The organism is Pantoea sp. Ep11b (assembly GCF_040783975.1).
In the GTDB taxonomy this organism is placed as follows: Bacteria; Pseudomonadota; Gammaproteobacteria; order Enterobacterales; family Enterobacteriaceae; genus Pantoea.
Map to the genome: position 1 here is coordinate 1,312,893 of NZ_CP160631.1, position 23,651 is coordinate 1,336,543.

The following is a 23,651-nucleotide window of genomic DNA, read 5'->3' on the forward strand; positions in this document are numbered from 1 at the left end:
GACGAAATTCAGCGTCATTTATCCTGCGATGAGAATCCCAGGAAAGGCACGGAAGAGATTTTGTTGATCCGCAGTTCGCGTTACACTGTCTGGCCTATCACTCTCGCGTCAGGAAACGTCATGCATTGCCCATTCTGCTCCGCTGTGGACACCAAAGTGATTGATTCTCGTCTGGTTAGTGAAGGATCGTCGGTGCGACGCCGTCGCCAGTGTCTGATGTGTCATGAACGCTTCACGACCTTTGAAGTGGCGGAACTGGTGATGCCCCGCGTGGTGAAAAGCAATGACGTGCGCGAACCCTTCAATGAAGACAAAATGGCCAGCGGGATGATGAAGGCGCTGGAGAAGCGTCCGGTCAGCGCCGACGCGGTCGAGAGCGCCGTGAACCATATTAAAACCCAGCTGCGCGCCACCGGCGAACGTGAGATCCCGAGCAAACTGATTGGCAATCTGGTGATGGATGAGCTGAAAAAGCTCGATAAAGTCGCCTATATTCGCTTCGCTTCGGTTTACCGCAGCTTTGAAGACATTCGTGATTTTGGCGAAGAGATCGCCCGGCTACAGGATTAAACCATGGACGAACGCTACATGGCGCGCGCGCTGGAACTGGCGCGACGCGGCCGCTTTACCACCATGCCGAACCCCAACGTCGGCTGCGTTATCGTGCGCGATGGCGAAGTAGTGGGGGAGGGCTGGCATCAGCGTGCGGGTGAACCCCATGCGGAAGTCCATGCGCTGCGTATGGCTGGCGAAAAAGCGCGGGGCGCAACCGCCTATGTCACGCTCGAACCCTGCAGTCATCATGGCCGCACGCCGCCCTGCTGTGACGCACTGATCGCCGCCGGTGTGCAGCGTGTTGTGGCCGCGATGCAGGATCCCAATCCCCAGGTTGCCGGCCGTGGACTCCACCGCCTGCATCAGGCGGGCATCGACGTCAGCCACGGGCTGATGATGGCCGAAGCAGAGGCACTGAATCGCGGCTTCCTCAAGCGGATGCGCACCGGCTTTCCGTGGGTGCAGCTCAAGCTGGGCGCGTCACTGGATGGCCGGACGGCGATGGCCAGCGGCGAAAGCCAGTGGATAACCTCGGCGGCGGCCCGTCGCGATGTGCAGCAGCTGCGCGCGCAGAGCGCCGCGATCCTCAGCAGCAGCGCCACGGTACTGGCAGACGATCCTGCCCTGACGGTGCGCTGGTCTGAACTCAATGAGGAGAGCCAGGCCCTGCTGGATGAACAGGCAGTGCGCCAGCCGGTGCGGGTCATCATCGACAGCCAGAATCGCGTGACGCCGCAGCATCGGATTATTTCGCAGCCGGGTGAAACCTGGCTGATGCGCCATCAGCCGGATCAGCAGCACTGGCCGGACGGGGTGACGCAAATCGCGGTGCCGCTGCGCGAGCAGCAGCTGGACCTGGTGGCGACGATGATGCTGCTGGGACAGCGTCAGATTAACAGCGTCTGGGTTGAAGCTGGCGCCGCGCTGGCCGGTGCCCTGTTGCAGGCGGGCGTTGTCGATGAGCTGATCCTCTATGTCGCGCCTAAACTGTTAGGTCACGAAGGGCGCGGCCTGTGCCAGCTGCCAGGGCTCAGCCAGCTGGCTGACGCTCCGGCGTTCCGTTTCAGCGATGTCCGGCAGGTTGGTGACGATTTACGCCTGACGCTGACACCGCAATAGCATGGTCGGAAAAGCGAGAGCACGCCGCCCAAGAGTATGATAGAATCCGCCCCCCTGCGCGGGGCTAACCAAACCCCTTAAAGGATAAGTATGAAAGTTATCGAAGCTGCTGTTGCAACGCCTGAGGCCCGTGTTGCCATCGTTATTGCGCGTTTTAACAACTTCATTAATGACAGCCTGCTGGATGGCGCAGTTGATGCCCTGAAACGCATTGGCCAGGTCAAAGATGACAATATTACCGTCGTCTGGGTGCCAGGTGCCTATGAACTGCCTCTGGCCGCCCGCACGCTGGCTAACGCTGGCAAACACGATGCGATTATCGCACTCGGTACCGTGATTCGTGGCGGCACCGCTCACTTCGAATATGTGGCGGGTGAAGCCAGCTCCGGTATCGCCAGCGTCGCCATGAACAGCGATATTCCTGTCGCGTTTGGCGTGCTGACCACTGAAAGCATCGAGCAGGCCATCGAACGTGCCGGTACCAAAGCGGGTAACAAAGGTGCCGAAGCGGCGCTGACCGCGCTCGAAATGATCAACGTATTGAAAGCCATTAAAGCCTGATTTTTGTAAGGGGAATTTTGTGAAACCTGCTGCTCGTCGTCGCGCCCGTGAGTGCGCTGTTCAGGCGCTTTACTCCTGGCAGTTGTCGAACAACGACATTGCCGATGTGGAATACCAGTTTCTGGCGGAACAGGACGTCAAAGATGTCGACATTACCTACTTCCGCGAACTGCTGTCCGGTGTGGCGACCAACAGTGCGTATCTGGATGGACTGATGAAGCCCTGGCTGTCGCGTCAGCTCGAAGAGCTGGGTCAGGTAGAGAAAGCGATTCTGCGCATCTCGCTCTATGAGCTCAGCAAACGTGATGATGTGCCCTATAAAGTGGCCATCAATGAAGGCATTGAGCTGGCGAAAGTCTTCGGTGCCGAAGACAGTCATAAATTTGTCAACGGCGTGCTGGATAAAGCCGGTCCACAAATTCGACCCCATCGCAAATAATCAAAAAGGCCGGCTTGCCGGCCTTTTTTCATGAAGGGTTAAGCGGAACGTAATTATGTCTTGTGGTGAATTTGAACTCATCGCACGCTACTTCAACCGCAGAACGCGCAGCCGCCGTGATGTCGAGCTCGGCATCGGTGACGATTGTGCGTTACTTAGCGTGCCGGAAAAACAGACGCTGGCGATCAGCACGGATACGCTGGTCGCGGGTGTCCACTTCTTACGGGATATCCATCCTGCCGATCTCGGTTACAAAGCCCTGGCGGTCAACCTCAGCGATCTCGCGGCGATGGGTGCCGATCCCGCGTGGCTGACGCTGGCCCTGACGCTGCCGCAGGTCGATGAGAGCTGGCTGTCCGCCTTCAGCGAAAGCCTGTTCGAACTGCTGGAATATTACGATATGCAGCTGGTCGGCGGCGACACCACGCGCGGGTCGCTGAGTCTGACGCTGGCGATCCACGGCATGGTGCCGCAGGGTCGTGCCCTGAAGCGTTCCGGTGCAAAACCCGGCGACTGGATCTATGTGACCGGCACGCTGGGCGACAGTGCGGCCGGGCTGGCGCTGCTGCAGCACCACTGTCGCATCAGCGATCCGGTAGTGCATGAAGCGCTGATTAAACGCCATCTGCGCCCGATGCCACGCATTCTGCAGGGACAGGCTCTGCGTTCACTCGCCTCTTCAGCGGTGGATATCTCCGACGGTCTGATCTCCGATCTCGGCCATGTGCTGAAAGCCAGCGGCTGTGGCGCCCGCCTGAATCTGGAGGCGCTGCCGCTCTCGGCGGCGCTGCGCGATCACTTCGAGCCGGAGCAGGTGCTGCGCTGGGCGCTGAGTGGCGGCGAAGATTACGAACTCTGCTTCACCGTGCCGGAAGTCAATCATGGCGCGCTCGATGTGGCGCTGGGTCACCTGGGCGTGCCTTACACCTGTATCGGGCAGATAGCGCCGGAGTCGGATGGCCTGACGCTGCTGGACAACGGCAAGCCCGCGACATTCCGCCATAAAGGGTTCGATCACTTTGAGACTAAATAACGACGTGGCGAAAAGCCGCCTGCGGATGCGTAATCCCTGGCATCTGCTGGCAACCGGTTTTGGCAGCGGGTTAAGCCCGGTGGTGCCCGGTACCATGGGGTCGCTGGCGGCGATTCCCTTCTGGTGGCTGATGACGTTTCTGCCGCAGGATCTCTATTCGCTGGTGGTGCTGGTGGGCATCTGCGTTGGTGTCTATCTGTGCCATCGCACTGCTAAAGACATGGGCGTACACGATCACGGCAGTATTGTCTGGGATGAGTTTATCGGCATGTGGATTACCCTGATGGCGATTCCGGTCAACAGCTGGCAGTGGGTGGCGGGGGGCTTTGTGCTGTTCCGTATTCTTGATATGTGGAAGCCGTGGCCGATTCGCTGGTTTGACCGCAACGTTCACGGTGGCATGGGCATCATGGTGGATGACATCATCGCTGGCGTGATTGCGGCGGTGATGCTCTACGGCTTTGGGGTCTGGCTGGCGGGCTGACCGCTAAGCCGAATCCCTTCCCAAAGGGTGTGACGCCCGGCCAGGGCGTCACGTCTGGCACTACTCGAACCCCACCGCCTGATGCGGCTGGTAAACCTCTTCCAGCAGGGTAATCTCCTCGTCACTCAGCGTGACATCGACCGCCTTCACCAGATCCGCAAACTGCTCCGCACGCGACGCGCCGATAATCGGTGCCGTGACGGCAGGCTTGCTCAGCAGCCAGGCGAGCGCCACCTGCGCACGGGTGACGCCTTTACTCTCCGCCACCTGTGCCAGTCGCCCGGCGATCGCGGCATCGTTCTCTTCAGTGCTCTCATAGAGCTTCGCCATTACCTGATCGGAGACGGAACGTGCGGTGTTTTCACCCCACGGGCGGGTCAGCTTACCGCGTGCCAGCGGGCTCCACGGCAGCACGGCAACCTGCTCTTTCAGGCAGAGCGGATGCATTTCGCGCTCCTCTTCACGCTGAATCAGGTTGTACTGATCCTGCATGGTGACAAAGCGGTGCCAGCCCTGTTCCGACTGCATCTGCAGGGCGCGGGCAAACTGGCTGGCGTGCATTGACGAGGCGCCGATATAGCGGGCTTTGCCCGACTGTACAACGTCATGCAGGGCTTCCAGCGTCTCCTCCAGCGGCGTGTCGTAATCCCAGCGGTGGATCTGCAGCAGGTCTACGTGCTCCATGCCGAGGCGCTGCAGGCTGTCATCGATGGATTGCAGGATATTTTTGCGTGACAGACCCTGAGAGAGATTGCTCAGCGGAAAATAGACTTTTGTGGCAACCACGATCTCTTCACGGCGGGCAAAATCCCTGAGCGCGCGGCCCAGAATCTCTTCGCTGCTGCCATCAGAGTAGCTGTTGGCGGTGTCGAAGAAGTTGATGCCCGCCTCCAGCGCCTGCTGGATCAGCGGACGGCTGCCTGACTCCGGCAGCGTCCAGGCGTGATTGCCGCGCGTGGGCTCACCGTAGGTCATACAGCCCAGGCAGAGGCGCGAAACCTGGAGATCGGTGGTACCCAGTTGAATCATTTTCATGGTGGAGGCTCCTGCGAAAGTGCAAAGGTTTTAGCATAGCAGGATGTTGCGCTCCCCGAGGGGGAGCGCAGAGAGGAGTGACTACTGCGCCAGCCAGCGGGCGATCTGCTGCTGAATGCCCTCCGCGTCCAGCTGATAGTCGTGGCGTATTTCATCCTGCGTCCCCTGCGGGATGAACTCATCAGGCAGACCGATGTTGAGCACCGGTACAGCCAGGCGTTTCGCCATGATAAATTCATTGACGCCACTGCCGGCGCCGCCTTTGATGGCGCCTTCTTCCAGCGTGATCAGCGAGTCGTGCGTAGCGGCCAGCCCGGCGATCAATGCTTCATCCAGCGGCTTCACAAAGCGCATATCGACCAGGGTGGCATTCAGCGCCTCCGCCGTGGCCGCGGCTTCCGGCAGCAGCGTGCCGAAGTTCAGGATCGCCAGCTTTTCACCCTGACGCTTCACCACGGCTTTACCCAGCGGCAGGCTCTGCAGCGGCGCCAGTGGCGTGCCGACACCGGTGCCACGCGGATAGCGCACGGCGCTGGGGCCATCCTGATAGTGATAGCCGGTGTAGAGCATCTGACGGCATTCGTTTTCGTCGCTCGGGGTCATGATCACCATATCCGGCACGCAGCGCAGATAGGCGAGATCAAAGGCGCCCTGGTGGGTCTGGCCATCCGCGCCAACAATACCACCACGATCGATAGCAAACAGGACCGGCAGTTTCTGAATAGCGACGTCATGGATCAGCTGATCGTAGGCGCGCTGCAGGAAGGTGGAGTAGATGGCCACGACCGGCTTATAGCCGCCAATCGCCATACCGGCTGCGAAGGTGACCGCATGTTGTTCGGCAATCGCCACATCAAAATACTGGTTCGGGAATTCGCGTGAGAAGGCCACCATGCCGGAGCCTTCACGCATTGCCGGGGTGATCGCCATCAGCTTCGGATCGTCTGCGGCCATCTCGCACAGCCAGTTACCGAAGATTTTCGAATAGCTCGGCAGGCCCTCTGCGCTTTTCGGCAGTTCGCCAATCGCCGGGTCGAATTTAGGTACCGCGTGCCAGGCAATCGGATCTTCCTCGGCTGGCGCGTAGCCTTTGCCTTTTTTGGTCATGATATGCAGGAACTGCGGCCCTTTCAGGTTGCGCATGTTGCTCAGCGTATTGACCAGCGTCAGAACATCGTGACCGTCAACCGGGCCGATGTAGTTGAAGCCCAGCTCTTCAAACAGCGTCCCCGGCACGACCATGCCCTTGAGATGCTCTTCGGTGCGTCTGACCAGCTCTTTGATCGGGGGCAGGCTGGTCAGCACCCGCTTGCTGCCTTCGCGCAGGCGGGAATAGGTTTTGCCGGACAGAATCTGCGCCAGGCGGTTGTTCAGCGCGCCGACGTTCTCGGAGATCGACATTTCGTTGTCGTTGAGGATCACCAGCATATCCGGCTTGATATCACCGGCGTGGTTCATCGCCTCAAACGCCATACCGGCGGTGATGGCGCCATCGCCAATGATGCAGGCGGTGCGGCGGCCCTGACCTTCACGTTCGGCCGCAGCCGCCATGCCCAGACCGGCACTGATAGAGGTGGAGGAGTGACCGACGCTCAGCACGTCATATTCACTTTCGCCGCGCCACGGAAACGGGTGTACGCCATTTTTCTGACGGATGGTGCCGATGCGATCGCGGCGACCCGTCAGGATTTTATGGGGATAAGCCTGATGACCCACATCCCAGACCAGATGGTCAAAGGGGGTGTTGTAGACATAATGCAGCGCGACCGTCAGTTCGACTACGCCCAGACCCGACGCAAAATGGCCGCTGGAGCGGCTCACACTGTCTAACAGATACTGACGCAGTTCATCACACAGCGCAGGCAACTTCTCTTTGGGCAGGGCGCGCAGCTCCTGAACCGTGTTTGCAAGCGCCAGTGTCGGGTATTTAGCAATATCAAAACTCATCAGAGACTCATTATGGAAGTTATTTGTCGCGTTCAATTATGAAGCTCGCCAGCGCCTGCAGTGCTGTAGTGTTATAAGAGTGCGCAGCGAGCATTTCTAAAGCATCAAGAGCTTCCTGATACAAATCCCGCGCTTTGGCACGGGCATTTTCAAGACCTAACAATGAAGGATAGGTGCTTTTTCCCAGATGCTCATCGGCACCCTGGCGTTTTCCGATGATCGCTGTGTCACCCACCACATCCAGAATATCGTCCTGCACCTGAAAAGCGAGACCGATCGCCGCGGCATAGCGGTCCAGCAGCGGCAGCGCATCACGGCCCGCGTCACCTGCCGCCAGCGCACCCAGACGCACGGCGGAACGGATCAGGGCACCGGTTTTGTGGCGATGAATCTGTTCAAGCTGGTCGAGACCGACCTGTTTGCCTTCTGCGGCTAAATCCAGTGCCTGGCCGCCACACATCCCGGCAACGCCGCTGGCTTGCGCCAGTTCGGAGAGCATCTTAAGACGATATTCCGCGCTGACACCGGGCATCGCTGCATCGGCCAGAATAGAAAAGGCCAGCGTCTGCAGGGCGTCGCCCGCCAGAATCGCGGTGTCTTCGCCATATTTAATGTGACAGGTTGGCTGCCCGCGACGCAGTGCATCATCATCCATCGCAGGGAGATCGTCATGAATCAGGGAGTACGCATGAATGCATTCAACCGCGGCGGCGGGCGCATCCAGACTCGCCGGGTCGGCGTGGAGCATTTCGCCGGTAGCGTAGACCAGAAAAGGACGCAGGCGTTTACCGCCTAATAATGCCCCATAATGCATGGCATTCACCAGAGGAGAACTCTGAAAAGGAAGTGGCTCTATAAAACGCGTCAGCGCGGCGTTAACCTGCTGCTGACGATCGTCGAGTAAGCGGGCAAAATCCATTAGTTGTTTTCCGGCGTGAAAGCAGTGAGATCGGCGTCTTTGTCGTCGTTCAGCAGAATACGGACGCGCTGTTCAGCCTGCTGCAGCGTCTGCTGGCCGGTGCGCGCCAGCTGAACGCCGCGCTCAAACTCATTCAGGGCTTCTTCCAGCGGCAGTTCACCACTTTCCAGACGGCTGACAATCTGCTCCAGCTGCTGCAATGACGTTTCAAAGCTGGCTGGCTGTTCGGCTTTTTTCGGCATATTTCGTGTCGACTCACGGTTGGGACATTATCTCGCAATCGGTCATGGTAGCTGAGACCCTATGATTAGCAAAATAATCAATGCGGCGGCTGATGAAGAAGCAGTCACCTGACAAAGGTGATATACTCCCGCGCCTCGGATGCGGTTGCGCCTTGCAGCCCGCAATTTTGTGATTTTACCAGCTAAGTGCTGCCTGTTTTAGCACTTATTTGCCCAACGAAGCTGTGTCGCCATGAAGTTTATCATCAAGTTATTTCCTGAAATCACCATCAAGAGTCAGTCGGTGCGTTTGCGCTTTATCAAGATTCTTGCCAGCAATATCCGTAACGTCCTGAAAACCGTGAGCGACGACATCGCCGTTGTGCGTTTCTGGGATCACATTGAAGTGCGGTCAAAAAATCCGGCGCTGCGGGACACTATTCCCGATGAGCTGACGCGCATTCCAGGGATCCATCACGTTTTAGCGGTCGAAGATTGTGAGTACACCGACGTCCATCACATCTTCGAACAGACGCTGGCGCAGTATCGTGACAGTCTCGAAGGAAAGAGCTTCTGCGTACGTGTAAAACGCCGTGGTAAGCATAGCTTCAGTTCACAGGATGTGGAGCGTTATGTCGGCGGCGGTCTGAATCAGCACATTGAAAGCGCCCGCGTGCAGTTGAAAAACCCGGAAGTCACGGTTCATCTTGAGGTGGAAGAGAACCGACTGACGCTGGTGACCGCGCGCTACGAAGGCCTGGGCGGTTTCCCGATCGGGACGCAGGAAGATGTGCTGTCGCTGATTTCCGGGGGGTTTGACTCCGGCGTCTCCAGCTATATGCTGCTGCGTCGTGGCAGCCGCGTGCACTACTGCTTCTTTAATCTTGGCGGCGCGGCGCATGAGATCGGCGTCCGTCAGGTGGCACATTATCTGTGGAACCGTTTTGGCCGTTCACACCGCGTACGCTTTGTGGCCATCAATTTCGAGCCGGTGGTGGGCGAAATTCTGGAAAAAGTGGATGACGGGCAGATGGGCGTGGTGCTGAAGCGCATGATGGTGCGTGCCGCCTCGACGATTGCGGAGCGTTACGGCGTGCAGGCGCTGGTTACCGGTGAAGCGGTCGGCCAGGTGTCGAGCCAGACGCTGACCAATCTGCGTCTGATTGATAATGCGTCCGATACGCTGATTCTGCGTCCCCTGATTTCGCATGATAAAGAACACATCATCAAAGTTGCCCGCGAGATCGGCACCGAAGATTTTGCCAGCACCATGCCGGAATATTGTGGCGTGATCTCAAAAAGCCCGACGGTGAAAGCGGTGAAGGCGAAGATTGAAGCTGAAGAGCAGAACTTCGACTTCTCCATTCTGGATCGGGTCGTGGAGGAGGCGACGAACGTCGACATCCGTACCATCGCCGAGCAGACCGAAGAGGAAGTGGTGGAAGTGGAAACTGTCGCCCTGCTGAGTGAAAACGATGTGGTGCTGGATATCCGCGCCATCGACGAGCAGGAAGAGAATCCGCTGGAGCTGAACGCCACGGAGGTGAAGTCGCTGCCGTTCTACAAACTCAGCACGCAGTTTGGCAATCTCGATCAGAACCGCACCTGGCTGCTCTATTGCGATCGCGGGGTGATGAGCCGTCTTCAGGCGCTCTACCTGCATGAGCAGGGCTTTAAGAACGTGAAAGTCTACCGGCCTTAGGGCTGTGCGTATTGCCGGTCACGCCTGCTCAGGGCTGACCGGCTTCACTGAAATACCCTGTTTTAAGCCTGATAGTCGTAAATACCGGGGGCCAGCACCAGCTGTGCCGCAACCTCGCGCGCCCGCTCTTTTCCCACCAGCAGATCGATCAGCTTCAGCGCAAAATCCATCGCCGTGCCCGGTCCCTGGCTGGTCAGCAGATTGACGCGCGGATCCCAGACGACACGACGCTCCATCCATTTCTCCGCCGGGATCGTCTCTTTTAAGCCGGGAAAACCGGTCATGTTGCCGATTGGGAACAGTTCGTGCGGGATTAATACCGTGCCTGCCGCGGCGCAGATCGCGGCAACGATTTTCTCATTCAGGTGAAACTGACGCACCGTTTCGACCAGCAGCGGGCTGTCGCGAAAGGTTTCTGCCCCTTTGAGACCGCCCGGCAGGACAATCGCGGCGAAATCGTTGTCGGCGACTTCGACCAGCGTGACGTCAGCCAGCAGACGCACACCGCGCGAGCAGACGATCTCCCGGCTGCCATCGCTTTCGACGCTGGCAGTGACGACCCTGAGTCCGGCCCGGACCAGCAGGTCGATGGTGGTGACGGCTTCGGTTTCTTCACTGCCATGTGCCAGGCAGACCAGCACCGATGCGTTCGCGCTCATAATGAGACTCCTTGCGTTTAATCATGTCATACAGACGGCTATTCTCCGTCAGCACCAGGCCGTGCGTCCGGGCGCGGCGCAGCAGAAAACCACTGATATAATCGATTTCGGTGAGCCGCTGGGCGCGCACGTCCTGCAGCATCGAAGAGGTGTTGGCCGCGGTGCTTTCAATCACGTCGAAGATAATGTCCTGCAGACTTTCGCTGGCGATACTCTGACCTTCACGCTCCATCACCCAGCTGATCTCTTCGCAGAGTTGCGCGATCTGCGCCGGATAAGCGCGCAGGGCACCGTTCTGGCACTCATACTCCACGCTCAGCGGGTTAATGATGCAGTTGACGGCCAGCTTACGCCAGCAGGCCGCCCGGATGTTATCATGCCAGGCCACATCGGGCAGGGCAGGGTGCAGGATATCGGCCAGATCGCTGTAAGCGGCACTCTTGCGGTTGCCGGGGCCGATGTGGGTGATGCCAGTGGCAATATGTTTGATGACGGTACCATCGCGCATGGCGGCATGGGTCGTCACGCCGCGCAGCAGCGGCTGCGTCAGCCCTTTCAGCTCCTCCAGCGTGCCCATGCCGTTGTGCAGCAGCAGCACCGGGCAGTTTTCCGGCAGGACGCTTTCCAGATTTTTGACGGCGGGCGAAACCTGCGGCGCTTTAAGCGTGACCAGCAGGAGCTGGCTCTCCGCCAGAAACAGCGGATCGTTGGCGATAAACGTGCGATTCGAGATCGTGCCCTGAGGATCGATCACGTTCGCCGAGCAATAGGGCTGCGGCACCCGCAACCATCCCTGCACATCGTGTCCCTGGCGGGCAAGCGCGGTCAGCCAGACCTGACCCAGAGCGCCGCAACCTAACACGGTAATTTTCATACTGCCTCCCGCTGGCGGGCTATCCATCTGTTATTTGCTGTCACACCCTTATTATAGCGTTGTGTGCAGCCTGATTTTATTTAGCACCCTAAGACGCGTATTATGCATGTCACTTTAGCGTCAGGAGAAGAAGAGATGCCATCTTTCGATATCGTTTCAGAAGTCGATCTGCAGGAAATTCGCAATGCGGTGGAGAATGCCAACCGTGAAGTGTCAACCCGCTTCGATTTCCGCAACGTGAGCGCCGAGTTTGAGCTCAACGAAAAGAATGAAACCATTAAAATCACCAGCGAGTCCGACTTTCAGGTTAAGCAGCTGGTCGATATTCTGCGTGAGAAACTGCTGAAGCGCGGAATTGAAGGCGGTGCCTTAGAGGTGCCGGAAGAGATTGAGCACAGCGGTAAGAGCTGGACGGTCGAGGCGAAACTGAAAAAAGGCATTGAAAGCGACGTCGCGAAGAAACTGGTGAAGCTGATCAAAGACAGCAAGCTGAAAGTGCAGACGCAGATTCAGGGCGAAGCGCTGCGTGTGACCGGTAAAGCGCGTGATGATCTGCAGAGTGCGATGGCGATCGTGCGCGGCAGCAATCTGGGGCAGCCGTTCCAGTTTAAAAACTTCCGCGACTAAGCGGGAGAGGCTGAGTTTATTCAGCGCGAAGGCAGTTCAGTGATGAAACCCGGCTCAGGCCGGGTTTTTGATTGACGGGCGGACATCGTCAGAAGGAGGGCGTTTGCATCGGGGAGCCTCTGCCTTTCGCAAAGGGCCGCCATCGCCACAACACCGGTCAGCAACTGCCCAGCAGCGCCTCCAGTTCAGGGCGGCTGGTGACTTTACTGTCGATTTTGATGTAGGCGCTTTTCTCTTCCGGCACGATAAACACGGCGTTCACTCCAGGCTGCGCCTTCAGACGCTGTTCCAGATTCGGCACGGCCAGTGCCGCATCGCTCAGCACGATGCGCAGGCTGCTGACATAAGGCGGCTCCTGCATCGTCATGCTGACAAACAGCCAGGCCACCGCCACGATCGCGCCAGCCAGGAAGACGGTCTGCGCATCGAAATGTCCAAACACCCAGCCGCCCATGCTGCCGCCTACCGCCACGCCCAGGAACTGGCTGGTGGAGTAGATCCCCATTGCTGTGCCTTTATAACCTGCAGGTGACTCTTTACTGATCAGCGAAGGCAGGATCGCCTCCATCAGGTTAAAGGCGAAGAAGAAGAGCTGAACGCCCAGCACTAAAGTCCAGAAATGGCCTTCCGCGCCCCACAGCACGATCTCGGCGATAACAATCATCCCGACGCAGCCGACAAAGACGCGCTTCATGCGACGCTTCACTTCGGCATAGATGATGAACGGCACCACGCCCGCAAAGGCGATCAGCATCGTGGTGAGATAGACCTTCCAGTGCTCGGGCGCCGGGAAGCCCGCCTGCTCAAACTGACCCGGCAGGGCCACAAAGCTCGACATCAGCAGAACGTGCAGGCAGAAAATCCCGACGTTCAGCTTCACCAGACGTGGATTGGCCAGCACTTTGCGGAAGCTGCCTTTCACCATGCCGGACTCGCGGTTCAGAACATGATGAGAAGCGGAGGGCACCACCAGCAGCGTGATCACGATACCCAGCGAGGCCAGAATCGCAATCATCCAGAACAGCGCATGCAGTCCCAGCGCGTGCGTCACCACCGGTCCGACGACCATCGCAATCGCAAACGTGATGCCAAAACTGATACCGATAAACGCCATCGCCTTGGTGCGATTCTGCTCACGGGTTAAATCGGAGAGAAGGGCCATCACGGCCGCAGCAATCGCGCCTGAGCCCTGGAGCGCACGACCCAGAATGATGCCCCAGATAGAGTCGGTGCAGGCAGCGATCACGCTGCCCAGTACAAACAGCAACAGCCCGCCGACGATCAGCGGCTTACGCCCGATGCGATCGGAGAGCAGACCAAAAGGGATCTGAAATATTGCCTGGGCGAGGCCATAGATGCCAATTGCCAGGCCGATCAAGGTTTCACTTGCACCCTGTAATGCCATGCCATAAGTGGTCAGTACCGGCAGGACCATAAACATTCCCAGCATCCGCAGGGAAAAGACCGTACCGAGGCCCCATGTGGCACGCAGCTCCACCGGAGTCATTTTATTATCGTTCATTCCAACCTCTGTTAATGTGCTGCATTTATTCTAGGGGGCGGGGCAGGGCGGGTAAAACAATAGTTTTTAAGCAGTGGTAACAAAAAGAAAGGGCGCGAAAATCGCGCCCTTTTCATGCCATTTCGGTGCTGATTACCAGACGTAAGTCAGCAGGTCCTTCGACACCGGTGCCATCGAATCGACCGACATCATCACGCTCAGCGCGGTGATGGTGACGATAGAGAAGACAAACAGTTTACGCGCCCAGACACGGTCATCCGCCGTTTTGTAACCCGACAGGGCCATGCCCAGCCACCAGACGCTGACCGCAGCGGCCACCACCAGATATTTGTAGCCCGCGTAACCCCCCAGCGTCAGCATCAGCGTGGCAATCATAAACGCCAGAATGTAGAGCGTAATATGATTTTTAGCCACCGAGATGCCTTTCACCACCGGCAGAACCGGGATGTTCGCTGCCTGGTAATCTTTAAAGCGGAAGATGGCAATCGCGTACGAATGCGGCATCTGCCACAGGCTGAAGATCGCCAGCAGGATTAACGCGCCCGCATCAAACTGGTTGGAGACGGCGCAGTAGCCGATAACCGGCGGCGCAGCACCCGACAGACTGCCAATCAGCGTGCCGTAAACGGAGTGACGCTTCATGTAGAGGCTGTAAATGCCCACGTAAACCACGAAGCCCATCACCGCCAGCCACATGGCCAGCGGATTAGCACCGAAGTAGAGCAACGCAAAGCCAGCAATACCCAACACAGTGGCGTAAACCAGGCTTACTTTCGCGGAGATAAGGCCTTTTACCAGCACCCGATTCCTGGTTCTCTCCATCTTGATGTCGATGTCGCGGTCGATCACGTTGTTGAAAACACAACCGGATGCAACCACCAGTGACACGCCCACCAGGGTGATGAGAAACAGGGCGTAATCCGTGTTGCCTTTGGAGGCCAACAGGAATCCGCCGATCACAGAAATTAAATTCCCGAAAATAATTCCTGGTTTTGTAACTTGCAGGTATTGCTTAAACATTACGTGTGACTCTTTAGTGAGGCATCATGTTGTAGTTGAGGTTCCACATGATCCACAGTGAGCCTACTACGACAATCAGGATGATGATGGCCGAGAAGACAATGGCTACCATGTTCCAGCCACCCTCAGATTTGCTGTCTAAGTGCAGGAAGTAGACCAGGTGCACCAGCACCTGAATCACTGCACACACCAGGACAACACCAAGGATCGTACCGTGAGATGCACTGCCATCCATTACCATCCAGAACGGGATCGCCGTCAGGATGATAGAGAGGATGAAGCCGATCATGTAGGACTTCACGCTACCGTGTGAAGCGCCATGTTCGTTAACAGAATGACTCATTACATGGCTCCCATCAGGTAAACAACGGTGAAGACGCAAATCCAGACCACGTCCAGGAAGTGCCAGAACAGGCTCAGGCACATGATACGGGTGCGGTTAGTCGCGTTCAGGCCACGTCTGGAAATCTGGAACATCAGTACCAGCATCCAGATCAGACCGGAGGTCACGTGCAGACCGTGGGTACCGACCAGCGTAAAGAAGCCAGACAGGAAGCCGCTGCGATCCGGGCCAAAGCCTTCGGCAATCAGGTGATGGAATTCATAGATTTCCATCCCGATAAAGCCCAGACCGAACAGGAAGGTCAGCGCCAGCCAGCCGATAACGGCTCCTTTTTGCTCCTTGTTCATGGAGATAACAGCCATGCCGTAAGTGATGGAACTCAGCAGCAGCAGGGCGGTTTCTACCAGAACAAATGGCAGCTCAAAGATATCTTTACCTGCCGGGCCACCGGCAGTGTTGTTGACCATGACAGCATAGGTCGCAAACAGGGTTGCGAAGATAATGCAGTCACTCATCAGGTAGATCCAGAAGCCAAAGACTTTATTGGCTCCTGCATCGTGATGCCCATGCTCCGCATGGGCGTCGTGGTGATGTTTAATCAGAGTTTCAGTTGACATTATTTCAGACCTGCTTTGCTGATTTCGTCAAAGTGCTGGTTTTCAATCTTCTGAACTTCAGCAACCGGAACGTAGTAATCCACGTCTTCGTCGAAGCTTTTCACGATCCAGGTAACGATCATGCCGAGGAATGAAAGACCCGCCATCCACCAGATATGCCAGATCAGCGCGAAACCCATTACCGTTGCGAATGCGCAGATGATGATGGCAGCACCGCTGTTTTTCGGCATATGAATCTCTTCATACGATGCCGGCTGTTTGTACGCTTCGCCTTTCTCTTTCATTTCCCAGAAAGCGTCACGCTCGTGCACATGTGGGATAACAGCAAAGTTATAGAACGGTGGTGGTGAAGAGGTTGCCCACTCCAGCGTACGACCGCCCCACGGGTCACCGGTCAGGTCACGGTTCTGATGACGATCACGTACCGAGACATAGAACATGGTCAGCTGACACAGGATACCCAGTGCAATCAGACCTGCACCGACCGCAGCAACCACCAGCAGAGGATGGAACTGTGGATCGATGTTCTGGCTCAGACGACGGGTCATACCCATGAAGCCCAGTGCGTACAGCGGCATAAAGGCCACGAAGAAGCCGATGATCCAGAACCAGAATGCGCGCTTGCCCCAGGTTTCATTCAGGGTAAAGCCGAACGCTTTCGGGAACCAGTAGGTCACACCCGCCATACAACCGAACACCACACCACCGATAATCACGTTATGGAAGTGCGCAATCAGGAACAGGCTGTTGTGCAGAATAAAGTCAGCACCCGGAACGGCCAGCAGAACACCGGTCATACCCCCGACAGAGAAGGTTACCAGGAAGCCAACGGTCCACAGCATGGCAGAGTGCATCTGGATGCGGCCCTGGTACATGGTGAACAGCCAGTTAAAGATTTTAACCCCGGTCGGAATCGCGATGATCATCGTCATGATACCGAAGAAGGCGTTAACGTTGGCACCCGCACCCATGGTGAAGAAGTGGTGCAGCCAGACGATGAACGACAGAACGGTGATGGCGATGGTCGCCCAGACCAGAGAGGTATAACCAAACAGACGTTTTTTGGAGAAGGTCGCAGTAATTTCTGCGAACACACCAAACACCGGCAGTACCAGGATATACACTTCCGGATGGCCCCAGACCCAGATCAGGTTGACGTACATCATCATGTTCCCGCCCATTTCATTGGTGAAGAAATGGAAGCCGAGATAACGATCAAGCGTCAGCAGCGCCAGGGTCACGGTCAGAACCGGGAACGCAGCGATGATCAGGACGTTGGTGCACAGCGCGGTCCAGGTGAAGACCGGCATTTTGAACAGGCTCATGCCTGGCGCACGCATCTTCAGGATGGTCACGAAGAAGTTAATACCGGTTAAGGTCGTACCAATACCTGAAAGCTGAAGGCTCCAGATCCAGTAGTCGACCCCGACCCCGGGACTGTACTCCGCGCCGGAAAGCGGCGGATACGCCAGCCAGCCGGTCTGTGCGAACTCGCCCACACCCAGAGAAATGTTAACCAGGATCACACCGACCGCAGTAAACCAGAAGCTCAGGTTGTTCAGGAACGGGAACGCAACGTCGCGTGCACCAATCTGCAACGGAACGGCGATGTTCATCAGGCCAACCACAAAAGGCATCGCTACAAAGAAGATCATAATCACGCCGTGCGCGGTAAAGATCTGGTCGTAGTGGTGCGGTGGCAGAATGCCCGCTTCACCGGCCGAAGCCATAACCTGTTGGGTACGCATCATGATGGCATCAGCGAAACCACGCAGCAGCATGACGAACGCCATGATGACATACATGATACCCAGGCGTTTGTGGTCGACTGACGTCAGCCATTCAGACCACAGATATTTCCACTTACCAAAATAGGTGAGCGCAGCGACCAGCGCCAGACCACCTAAGATGATAGCGGCGACCGTAACCATGATAATCGGCTCATGGTACGGCACTGCATCCAGTGTTAATTTTCCGAACATCGTATTATTCCTCGGCTCCCGCGGAAGCGGTGTGACTCATGTCCATACCTTCATGCTGTGGCATGTCCATTTTCCCGTGGCTCATCTTGAACTTGTCGATGACTTGCATGAACAGTTTCGGATCAGCTGAAGAGAAATATTCCACCGGGTGATTTTCGCTTGGCACAGCCACTTTCTCGAAATCATCCATCGTGGTCAGCGTGTTAGGGGCTGCTTTAACTTTAGCCACCCACTGCTGGAATTCCGCATCGTCTTTGGTTGCAATGGCTTTGAACTTCATGCCAGAGAAACCACGACCACTGAAGTTCGCAGAGATACCGTCGAAAGTTCCCGGCTCATTCGCAATCAGATGCAGCTTGGTCTGCATACCGGCCATCGCATAGATCTGGCTGCCGAGCGTTGGGATGAAGAAAGAGTTCATGACGGAGTTAGAGGTGATTTTGAAGTTCACCGGAGTATTTGCCGGGAAGGCAATCTGGTTCACGGTCGCAATACCCTGTTCCGGGTAAATGAACAACCATTTCCAGTCCAGTGCAACCACATCGATCTCAACCGGCTTCACATCAGATTGCAGCGGTTTGCTGGGCTCCAGTGCATGGGTCGATTTCCAGGTCAGCACGCTGAGGAAGAGAATGATCAGGATCGGAATGGTCCAGACCACGGCTTCCACTTTGTTAGAGTGTGACCAGTTAGGGCTGTACTTCGCATTCGTGTTGGACGCCCGATACTTCCAGGCAAACACCACGGCCATCAGGACTGCGGGAATCACGACGATCAACATCAGGCCAAAGGCAGTCAGTATCAGCGAACGTTGCTCCAGTGCAATCTGTCCTTTGGGATTTAACAATGCACTATCGCAGCCACTCATTAATAAAGTGCCTGCAATTAATGACAAAATCCCCAAACTTTTATTGTATTTACTGAGTCTCATTTAACGACCTCAATGACAAAGGGCTCTATTGTCGTTTAAGTGTGCGCGCATTTTACGGGAAGGTTTATGCAGTGTAAACCAGCTTAAGGATGTGTCAGATACGTGTTGACACCTTTTGCTAAGGGTGTCACAGATGTTGCGCCAGGTGACAAATAATTAACGCAGACAAGCAGTTGGCACCAATATAACAAAAACCAATGGAAGCCACTGCGAAAAAATCAGGGAAAGGAATAACCCTTACTTTTAACTCCCAAATATTTAACAAGTCTGCATCATTTATGTGATGAAATTTAACTAAAGTAATTGCTCACCGGTTTTTAGTATTCAGTCTGCGTCTCCTCAGGCCATATTGTTATTTTTTGAAAATAACACGCGATGATAAATGACCGGGGCTTATTCGGCTGCTAAAAAAATAAGCCACGGTCCGTCAACCTATCGATTTCGCTTAAGCGTCAGATGCAGGAGGCGCAGGCGTTTTTTTCAGCGCCCGGTAGTCCAGCAACACGCCAGCCAGCACCGCCAGCAGGGCGATCGTCATGCCCAGCTCAAATAGACGAGCAAGCCACGACGACAGCGCCGTCCAGCCCAGCGCATCCATTGCCAGCGCCACCAGCCAGAGCGCCAGGATGCCGCACCCGGCTGCAAACAGACGATTCGTCCAGCGATAGCCATGAGGATAGTAGCTGCGCGTCAGGAATTTGCCACTCCGCTCCACCTGATTCAGTGTCTGACGACAAAACAGCAGCAGCAGCAGACCCGGCAGACCGGCCACCACCGTGAAGGCATAAAAGGCCGGCCAGCCCCACAGCTCGACCAGCCAGCCTGCCGCCGGGCCGACATAGACCCTGCCGACCGCCGAGAGCGCCGAGAGCAGCGCAAACTGGGTCGCCGAAAATGATTTGTTACACAGCGTCATCAGCAGGGCGACAAAGGCCGCGGTGCCCATTCCGCCACAGAGGTTTTCAACAAAGACCGCGCTGGCCATACTCCATAGCTGTTTGTCGGTCACCGCCAGCAGCCAGTAGCCAAAGTTCGACACCGCCTGCAGCACGCCAAAAATCAGCAGCGCACGGAACAGGCTCAGGCGCTGCATCAGCACCCCGCCGTACAGGGCGCCGATAATCGTCGCCAGCAGGCCCAGGGTCTTGTTGACCAGGCCGACGTCACCGGCGTTGAAGCCGACGCCGCGGATCAGAAAGGTTGTGGTCAGCGAGGCGGCAAAGGCATCGCCCAGCTTGTAGAGAATGATCAGGGTGATCAGCAGCCACGCATTGTTGCGCTGGAAGAAATCCTTCAGCGGATCGACCACCGCCTGACGCAGCGAGTGGGGCGTGGCAATGCGCGTGTCCGGCTCACTGGCCATCAGCGTCGCGAGAATCCCCGGCACCATCATCAGCGCCATCAGCCAGTAGGTGGCCTGCCAGCCCAGATAACGGTCAGCCAGCCACAGCGCCAGCCCGCCAGAAATCAGCATCGCCAGCCGGTAACCCAGCACGGTGATCGCCGCACCGCTGCCGCGCTCCTCTGGCGGCAGGATGTCCGTTTTCCAGGCGTCGAACACGATATCCTGCGAGGCGGAACAGAAGGCGATCAGCACCGCCAGTGCGGCCATCAGGGTCAGATCGCGTCCGGGCTGAAGAAAGCCCATGGCGAGGATGCCGCTCACCAGCGCCAGCTGGCTTACCAGTAACCAGCCGCGACGCCGGCCCAGAAACGGCGGCGTGTAACGGTCCATCATCGGTGACCAGAGAAATTTAAAGACATAAGCCTGGCCGACCAGTGAAAAGAACCCGATGGTTTTCAGATCGACATTATCCACCGTCATCCATGCCTGCAACGTGCCTGAGGTCAGTGCCAGCGGCAGTCCGGAAGCAAAACCGAGGAGTAACAGGACGGCGGCGTTTTTCTGGCGGAAGAGGCGGAGATAGTGATTCATGCGCATCCTGCAGATAACAAAGTGCCCTGCACGAGGCAGGGCAGGAAGGAGAGGAGATTAACGGGCGTTCTGTTTGATGAAGTCGTTGACGCTGGTGTCCTGCGCCATATCGGCGATCACATCGCTCATGGTGGCATTCACGGCATTGGTAATTTTCTGGTTACTGGCGTTGAATGCGCCTTCTACGCTGTAAGTCTGACGGTAGTTTTTAACCTGCTTGTTGCCGTTTTTCGCGGTAGCGATGATAGAGATGTCCGCTTTGGTGGTGATGCTGTAGCGCACATTACCCTGTGTCACATCAGCATAAAGGTTGTTAACCACAATCTGCAGGTCGACCGCGCCATCAGGACCGATCATATATCCGCGTGCGGTCATCTGCTTCTCCAGCACTTCCTGCAGCAGGAAACGCAGATCGCGTGATGGGGTTAAGGTGACTAACTGACCGTCACGGTTCACTTTTGCCAGCGCCTGATCTTTACGCTGGTCGGCACCGTTGATGCTGACGGTCACACCCATCAGGCCCGGATCCTGCTGCGGCAGCTCAATTTTAGGCTGAATAGTCAGGGTATTATTGCTGGTTGCACAGCCGGCTAAAACAAACGCAGCCAACAGGGGGAATAACAGTTTTTTCAACATACTTTTTCTCGTTGGTGTCAGGGGTTGGTTTGCAAAAACTGCGGCCATCATAGCATTGCCCGGCAGTGAAAAAAGCCCTGTCGCGGGTGAAATTGTGTCTGAAATCGTTTTAAAAGGCTCCGCCGCGGCCGGGTTTGCGGTTCGTTTCAGCTGGGTTATGATGCGCGCGGTTAACGTGCAGATCACAAATGCAAAATTTACCCTCTGCTGACGGGTAAGCGCACAAAAAGCGACTAAGATTGAATGAGATGGGGCACTGCGCTCGCCATTGAGGAGTAATAGCCATGATCCGCGAACAAATAGAAGAAAAGCTGCGTGTGGCGTTTCAGCCAGCTCATCTGGAAGTGCATGACGAAAGTTACCGTCACAACGTGCCCGCCGGGTCTGAAAGCCACTTTAAAGTGGTGATTGTCAGTGACTGCTTTGCGGGCCAGCGTTTTCTGGCGCGTCACCGCCTTATCTACGGCGAACTGGCGGCGGAATTAGCGGGCAGCGTTCACGCCCTGGCCCTGCATACCTACACGCTCAAAGAGTGGGAAGGATTGCAGGATACAGTACTCGCGTCCCCCAACTGCCGGGGTGCCGGTACGCTCGCCTGATCTCCCTTCTCTGAAACGGCCTGCGGGCCGTTTTTTCATTTAATTAGCGATAAACGCGATCCCTGGCTCAAAAAAGCAGCAAAGTTGCTGAAAAGTGGTGAGTAAGCGTCCTCGACTCATTCCGGTGATGCCGCTATAATGCTGCGTCTATTTTTCCGGAATGTCTTCGGGACGCTTCTGGTAACAGGGATCAGGTTCTCTTCACGGAAGCCGTCCCGGTTGTTAGATACGGCGCATTTCACGATGTGTGGTGTCTGAAGTTGACCGAGCACGTGATTTTTTGAGGTAACAAGATGCAAGTTTCTGTAGAGACCACTCAGGGCCTGGGCCGTCGCATTACGATTACTGTCGCTGCTGACAGCATCGCAAGCGCAGTAAAAAAAGAACTGGTTGACGTTGCCAGGAAAGTTCGCATCGACGGTTTCCGTAAAGGCAAAGTGCCGATGAACATCGTAGAGCAGCGTTACGGCGCTTCTGTTCGTCAGGACGTGCTGGGCGAGCTGATGACGCGCAACTTCGTTGATGCCATCATCAAAGAAAAAATTAATCCGGCTGGCGCACCGAACTATGTGCCAGGCGAATACAAAGAAGGTCAGGATTTCACCTACGCGGTTGAGTTCGAAGTTTATCCGGAAGTTGAGCTGAAAGGCCTGGAAAACATCGAAGTCGAGAAACCACTGGTTGAAGTGACCGATGCTGACGTTGACACCATGCTGGATACCCTGCGCAAGCAGCAGGCCAACTGGATCGAAAGCGACGCGGCTGCAGGCCCGGAAGATCGTGCGACTATCGATTTCAACGGTTCTGTTGACGGCGAAGAGTTCGAAGGCGGTAAAGCTTCTGATTTCGTTCTGGCCATGGGCCAGGGCCGCATGATCCCAGGCTTCGAAGAGGGCATTGTGGGTCACAAAGCGGGCGAAACCTTCACTATCGACGTGAAATTCCCGGACGACTACCACGCAGAAACCCTGAAAGGGAAAGATGCGAAGTTTGAGATCGTACTGAAGAAAGTTGAAACGCGCGAACTGCCAGAACTGACCGAAGAGTTCATCAAACGTTTTGGCGTTGAAGATGGTTCAGTGGCCGGCCTGCGTACCGAAGTGCGTAAAAACATGGATCGCGAGCTGAAAGGCGCTATCCGCAACCGCATCAAGTCTCAGGCCATCGACGGCCTGGTTGCGGCAAACGAAATCGACGTTCCTGCAGCCCTGATTGACAGCGAAATCGACGTTCTGCGTCGTCAGGCTGCACAGCGCTTTGGTGGCAACGAAAAACAGGCGCTGGAACTGCCACGCGAACTGTTTGAAGAGCAGGCTAAACGCCGCGTGGTTGTCGGTCTGCTGCTGGGCGAAGTGATTCGTACCCACGAGCTGAAAGCAGATGACGCGCGCGTGAACACCATGATTGAAGAGATGGCTTCTGCGTATGAAGATCCGCAGGAAGTGATCGAGTTCTACAGCAAGAACAACGAGCTGATGAACAACATGCGCAACGTCGCGCTGGAAGAGCAGGCGGTTGAAGCGGTCCTGGCGAAAGCGAAAGTGACCGAGAAAGAGACCAACTTCCAGGAACTGATGAACCAGACCGCTCAGGCCTGATCACTCAGTTAACCTTCTGTGCTAAGCCCGTGACCGAAAAGTCGCGGGCTTTTTTGTATTCTGCATCCGGGACGCGCTGCGTCACGGCTATTTGTTTAATTTATCGGCAAATTATTCACGCATCGCTTTTTCCGGTTTAGCGAACAGGGAAAAGATTGTTATGCTTGAAACATGTGTGCAGCATCCCCAGATATTGGGAGTATGCAGAAATGAGAGTAAGGCTGACTGATTAACCGTCCTGAAGGTGTCGGAAAAGATGCGGCGTGGAGTTTCCCGCGCGTCTTACGTAGAA

The 23,651-nt window shown here is 56.3% G+C and carries 24 protein-coding genes; 10 read left to right on the forward strand and 14 right to left on the reverse strand.

Features of this window, described 5'->3' with window-relative positions:
* Nucleotides 1-120: 120 nt before the first annotated feature.
* The 6 genes from nrdR (at nucleotide 121) to pgpA (ending at nucleotide 4,191) form a co-directional block, all read left to right on the forward strand.
* Nucleotides 121-570, forward strand: coding sequence for a transcriptional regulator NrdR (nrdR, locus tag AB1748_RS06075; RefSeq protein WP_009091750.1), 450 nt, complete (start codon nucleotides 121-123; stop codon nucleotides 568-570).
* A 3-nt stretch (nucleotides 571-573) separates the two neighbouring features.
* Complete coding sequence (ribD, locus tag AB1748_RS06080; protein WP_111140006.1) at nucleotides 574-1,674, forward strand: bifunctional diaminohydroxyphosphoribosylaminopyrimidine deaminase/5-amino-6-(5-phosphoribosylamino)uracil reductase RibD; 1,101 nt, start codon at nucleotides 574-576, stop codon at nucleotides 1,672-1,674.
* A 90-nt stretch (nucleotides 1,675-1,764) separates the two neighbouring features.
* A complete protein-coding gene (ribE, locus tag AB1748_RS06085; RefSeq protein ID WP_111140005.1) occupies nucleotides 1,765-2,235 on the forward strand; it encodes a 6,7-dimethyl-8-ribityllumazine synthase in 471 nt (156 codons plus the stop codon).
* 19 nt (nucleotides 2,236-2,254) lie between these two features.
* Nucleotides 2,255-2,674 carry a transcription antitermination factor NusB gene (nusB, locus tag AB1748_RS06090; protein ID WP_111140004.1) on the forward strand — a complete coding sequence of 140 codons (420 nt, stop codon included), beginning with the start codon at nucleotides 2,255-2,257 and terminating at the stop codon, nucleotides 2,672-2,674.
* A gap of 55 nt (nucleotides 2,675-2,729) precedes the next feature.
* Nucleotides 2,730-3,707 carry a thiamine-phosphate kinase gene (gene thiL / locus AB1748_RS06095; RefSeq protein ID WP_367396132.1) on the forward strand — a complete coding sequence of 326 codons (978 nt, stop codon included), beginning with the start codon at nucleotides 2,730-2,732 and terminating at the stop codon, nucleotides 3,705-3,707.
* Nucleotides 3,694-4,191: a phosphatidylglycerophosphatase A gene (pgpA, locus tag AB1748_RS06100; protein ID WP_255562716.1), complete on the forward strand. Its 498-nt coding sequence runs from the start codon at nucleotides 3,694-3,696 to the stop codon at nucleotides 4,189-4,191. Before thiL ends, pgpA begins: the two co-directional genes overlap by 14 nt.
* Before the next feature lie 60 nt (nucleotides 4,192-4,251).
* Here pgpA and AB1748_RS06105 read toward each other — a convergent pair whose 3' ends face one another.
* The 4 genes from AB1748_RS06105 to xseB all read right to left on the reverse strand — a co-directional run bounded on the left by AB1748_RS06105 (nucleotide 4,252) and on the right by xseB (nucleotide 8,334).
* Entirely contained in the window at nucleotides 4,252-5,226 is a 975-nt protein-coding gene (locus AB1748_RS06105) for an aldo/keto reductase (RefSeq protein WP_367396133.1), read from the reverse strand.
* 81 nt (nucleotides 5,227-5,307) lie between these two features.
* Nucleotides 5,308-7,173: a 1-deoxy-D-xylulose-5-phosphate synthase gene (gene dxs, locus AB1748_RS06110; protein WP_111140000.1), complete on the reverse strand. Its 1,866-nt coding sequence runs from the start codon at nucleotides 7,171-7,173 to the stop codon at nucleotides 5,308-5,310.
* A gap of 19 nt (nucleotides 7,174-7,192) precedes the next feature.
* Nucleotides 7,193-8,092, reverse strand: coding sequence for a (2E,6E)-farnesyl diphosphate synthase (ispA, locus tag AB1748_RS06115; protein ID WP_367396134.1), 900 nt, complete (start codon nucleotides 8,090-8,092; stop codon nucleotides 7,193-7,195).
* Nucleotides 8,092-8,334 (reverse strand): exodeoxyribonuclease VII small subunit, encoded by a 243-nt coding sequence (gene xseB / locus AB1748_RS06120; RefSeq protein ID WP_111139998.1) that lies wholly within the window; start codon nucleotides 8,332-8,334, stop codon nucleotides 8,092-8,094. The genes ispA and xseB overlap by 1 nt, the downstream gene beginning before the upstream one ends.
* 232 nt (nucleotides 8,335-8,566) lie before the next feature.
* On the opposite strand from xseB, the gene thiI reads away from it, so the two are divergent.
* On the forward strand, nucleotides 8,567-10,015 hold the full coding sequence (gene thiI / locus AB1748_RS06125; RefSeq protein ID WP_293770862.1) for a tRNA uracil 4-sulfurtransferase ThiI: 1,449 nt from the start codon (nucleotides 8,567-8,569) through the stop codon (nucleotides 10,013-10,015).
* A gap of 62 nt (nucleotides 10,016-10,077) precedes the next feature.
* On the opposite strand, the gene yajL is transcribed toward thiI, so the two are convergent.
* Both yajL and panE read right to left on the reverse strand, forming a co-directional pair.
* A complete protein-coding gene (yajL, locus tag AB1748_RS06130) occupies nucleotides 10,078-10,674 on the reverse strand; it encodes a protein deglycase YajL (protein WP_111139996.1) in 597 nt (198 codons plus the stop codon).
* Nucleotides 10,628-11,548 (reverse strand): 2-dehydropantoate 2-reductase, encoded by a 921-nt coding sequence (panE, locus tag AB1748_RS06135; RefSeq protein WP_367396135.1) that lies wholly within the window; start codon nucleotides 11,546-11,548, stop codon nucleotides 10,628-10,630. The genes yajL and panE overlap by 47 nt, the downstream gene beginning before the upstream one ends.
* A gap of 135 nt (nucleotides 11,549-11,683) precedes the next feature.
* Here panE and AB1748_RS06140 point away from each other — a divergent pair, with 135 nt between their 5' ends.
* Nucleotides 11,684-12,175 carry a YajQ family cyclic di-GMP-binding protein gene (locus tag AB1748_RS06140; RefSeq protein WP_111142254.1) on the forward strand — a complete coding sequence of 164 codons (492 nt, stop codon included), beginning with the start codon at nucleotides 11,684-11,686 and terminating at the stop codon, nucleotides 12,173-12,175.
* A 157-nt stretch (nucleotides 12,176-12,332) separates the two neighbouring features.
* On the opposite strand, the gene AB1748_RS06145 is transcribed toward AB1748_RS06140, so the two are convergent.
* The 8 genes from AB1748_RS06145 to AB1748_RS06180 form a co-directional block, all read right to left on the reverse strand.
* Nucleotides 12,333-13,697 (reverse strand): MFS transporter, encoded by a 1,365-nt coding sequence (locus AB1748_RS06145; RefSeq protein ID WP_111142255.1) that lies wholly within the window; start codon nucleotides 13,695-13,697, stop codon nucleotides 12,333-12,335.
* A gap of 132 nt (nucleotides 13,698-13,829) precedes the next feature.
* A complete protein-coding gene (cyoE, locus tag AB1748_RS06150) occupies nucleotides 13,830-14,717 on the reverse strand; it encodes a heme o synthase (protein ID WP_111142256.1) in 888 nt (295 codons plus the stop codon).
* A 13-nt stretch (nucleotides 14,718-14,730) separates the two neighbouring features.
* On the reverse strand, nucleotides 14,731-15,060 hold the full coding sequence (locus AB1748_RS06155; protein ID WP_008924889.1) for a cytochrome o ubiquinol oxidase subunit IV: 330 nt from the start codon (nucleotides 15,058-15,060) through the stop codon (nucleotides 14,731-14,733).
* Nucleotides 15,060-15,677, reverse strand: coding sequence for a cytochrome o ubiquinol oxidase subunit III (locus AB1748_RS06160; RefSeq protein WP_111140969.1), 618 nt, complete (start codon nucleotides 15,675-15,677; stop codon nucleotides 15,060-15,062). Before AB1748_RS06160 ends, AB1748_RS06155 begins: the two co-directional genes overlap by 1 nt.
* A complete protein-coding gene (gene cyoB, locus AB1748_RS06165; RefSeq protein ID WP_111140968.1) occupies nucleotides 15,677-17,659 on the reverse strand; it encodes a cytochrome o ubiquinol oxidase subunit I in 1,983 nt (660 codons plus the stop codon). Before cyoB ends, AB1748_RS06160 begins: the two co-directional genes overlap by 1 nt.
* Before the next feature lie 4 nt (nucleotides 17,660-17,663).
* Nucleotides 17,664-18,590, reverse strand: coding sequence for a cytochrome o ubiquinol oxidase subunit II (gene cyoA / locus AB1748_RS06170; RefSeq protein WP_111140967.1), 927 nt, complete (start codon nucleotides 18,588-18,590; stop codon nucleotides 17,664-17,666).
* Between the two features lie 445 nt (nucleotides 18,591-19,035).
* Nucleotides 19,036-20,526: a muropeptide MFS transporter AmpG gene (gene ampG, locus AB1748_RS06175; protein WP_111140966.1), complete on the reverse strand. Its 1,491-nt coding sequence runs from the start codon at nucleotides 20,524-20,526 to the stop codon at nucleotides 19,036-19,038.
* Nucleotides 20,527-20,583: 57 nt separating this feature from the next.
* The gene (locus AB1748_RS06180) at nucleotides 20,584-21,162 is read right to left on the reverse strand and encodes a lipoprotein (RefSeq protein ID WP_111140965.1); all 579 of its coding nucleotides are present in this window, start codon (nucleotides 21,160-21,162) and stop codon (nucleotides 20,584-20,586) included.
* A gap of 284 nt (nucleotides 21,163-21,446) precedes the next feature.
* Between AB1748_RS06180 and bolA the strand changes: the two genes are divergently transcribed.
* Both bolA and tig read left to right on the forward strand, forming a co-directional pair.
* A complete protein-coding gene (gene bolA, locus AB1748_RS06185; RefSeq protein WP_008924895.1) occupies nucleotides 21,447-21,761 on the forward strand; it encodes a transcriptional regulator BolA in 315 nt (104 codons plus the stop codon).
* Nucleotides 21,762-22,054: 293 nt separating this feature from the next.
* A complete protein-coding gene (gene tig / locus AB1748_RS06190; protein ID WP_111140964.1) occupies nucleotides 22,055-23,359 on the forward strand; it encodes a trigger factor in 1,305 nt (434 codons plus the stop codon).
* The last annotated feature ends 292 nt before the right edge of the window (nucleotides 23,360-23,651 follow it).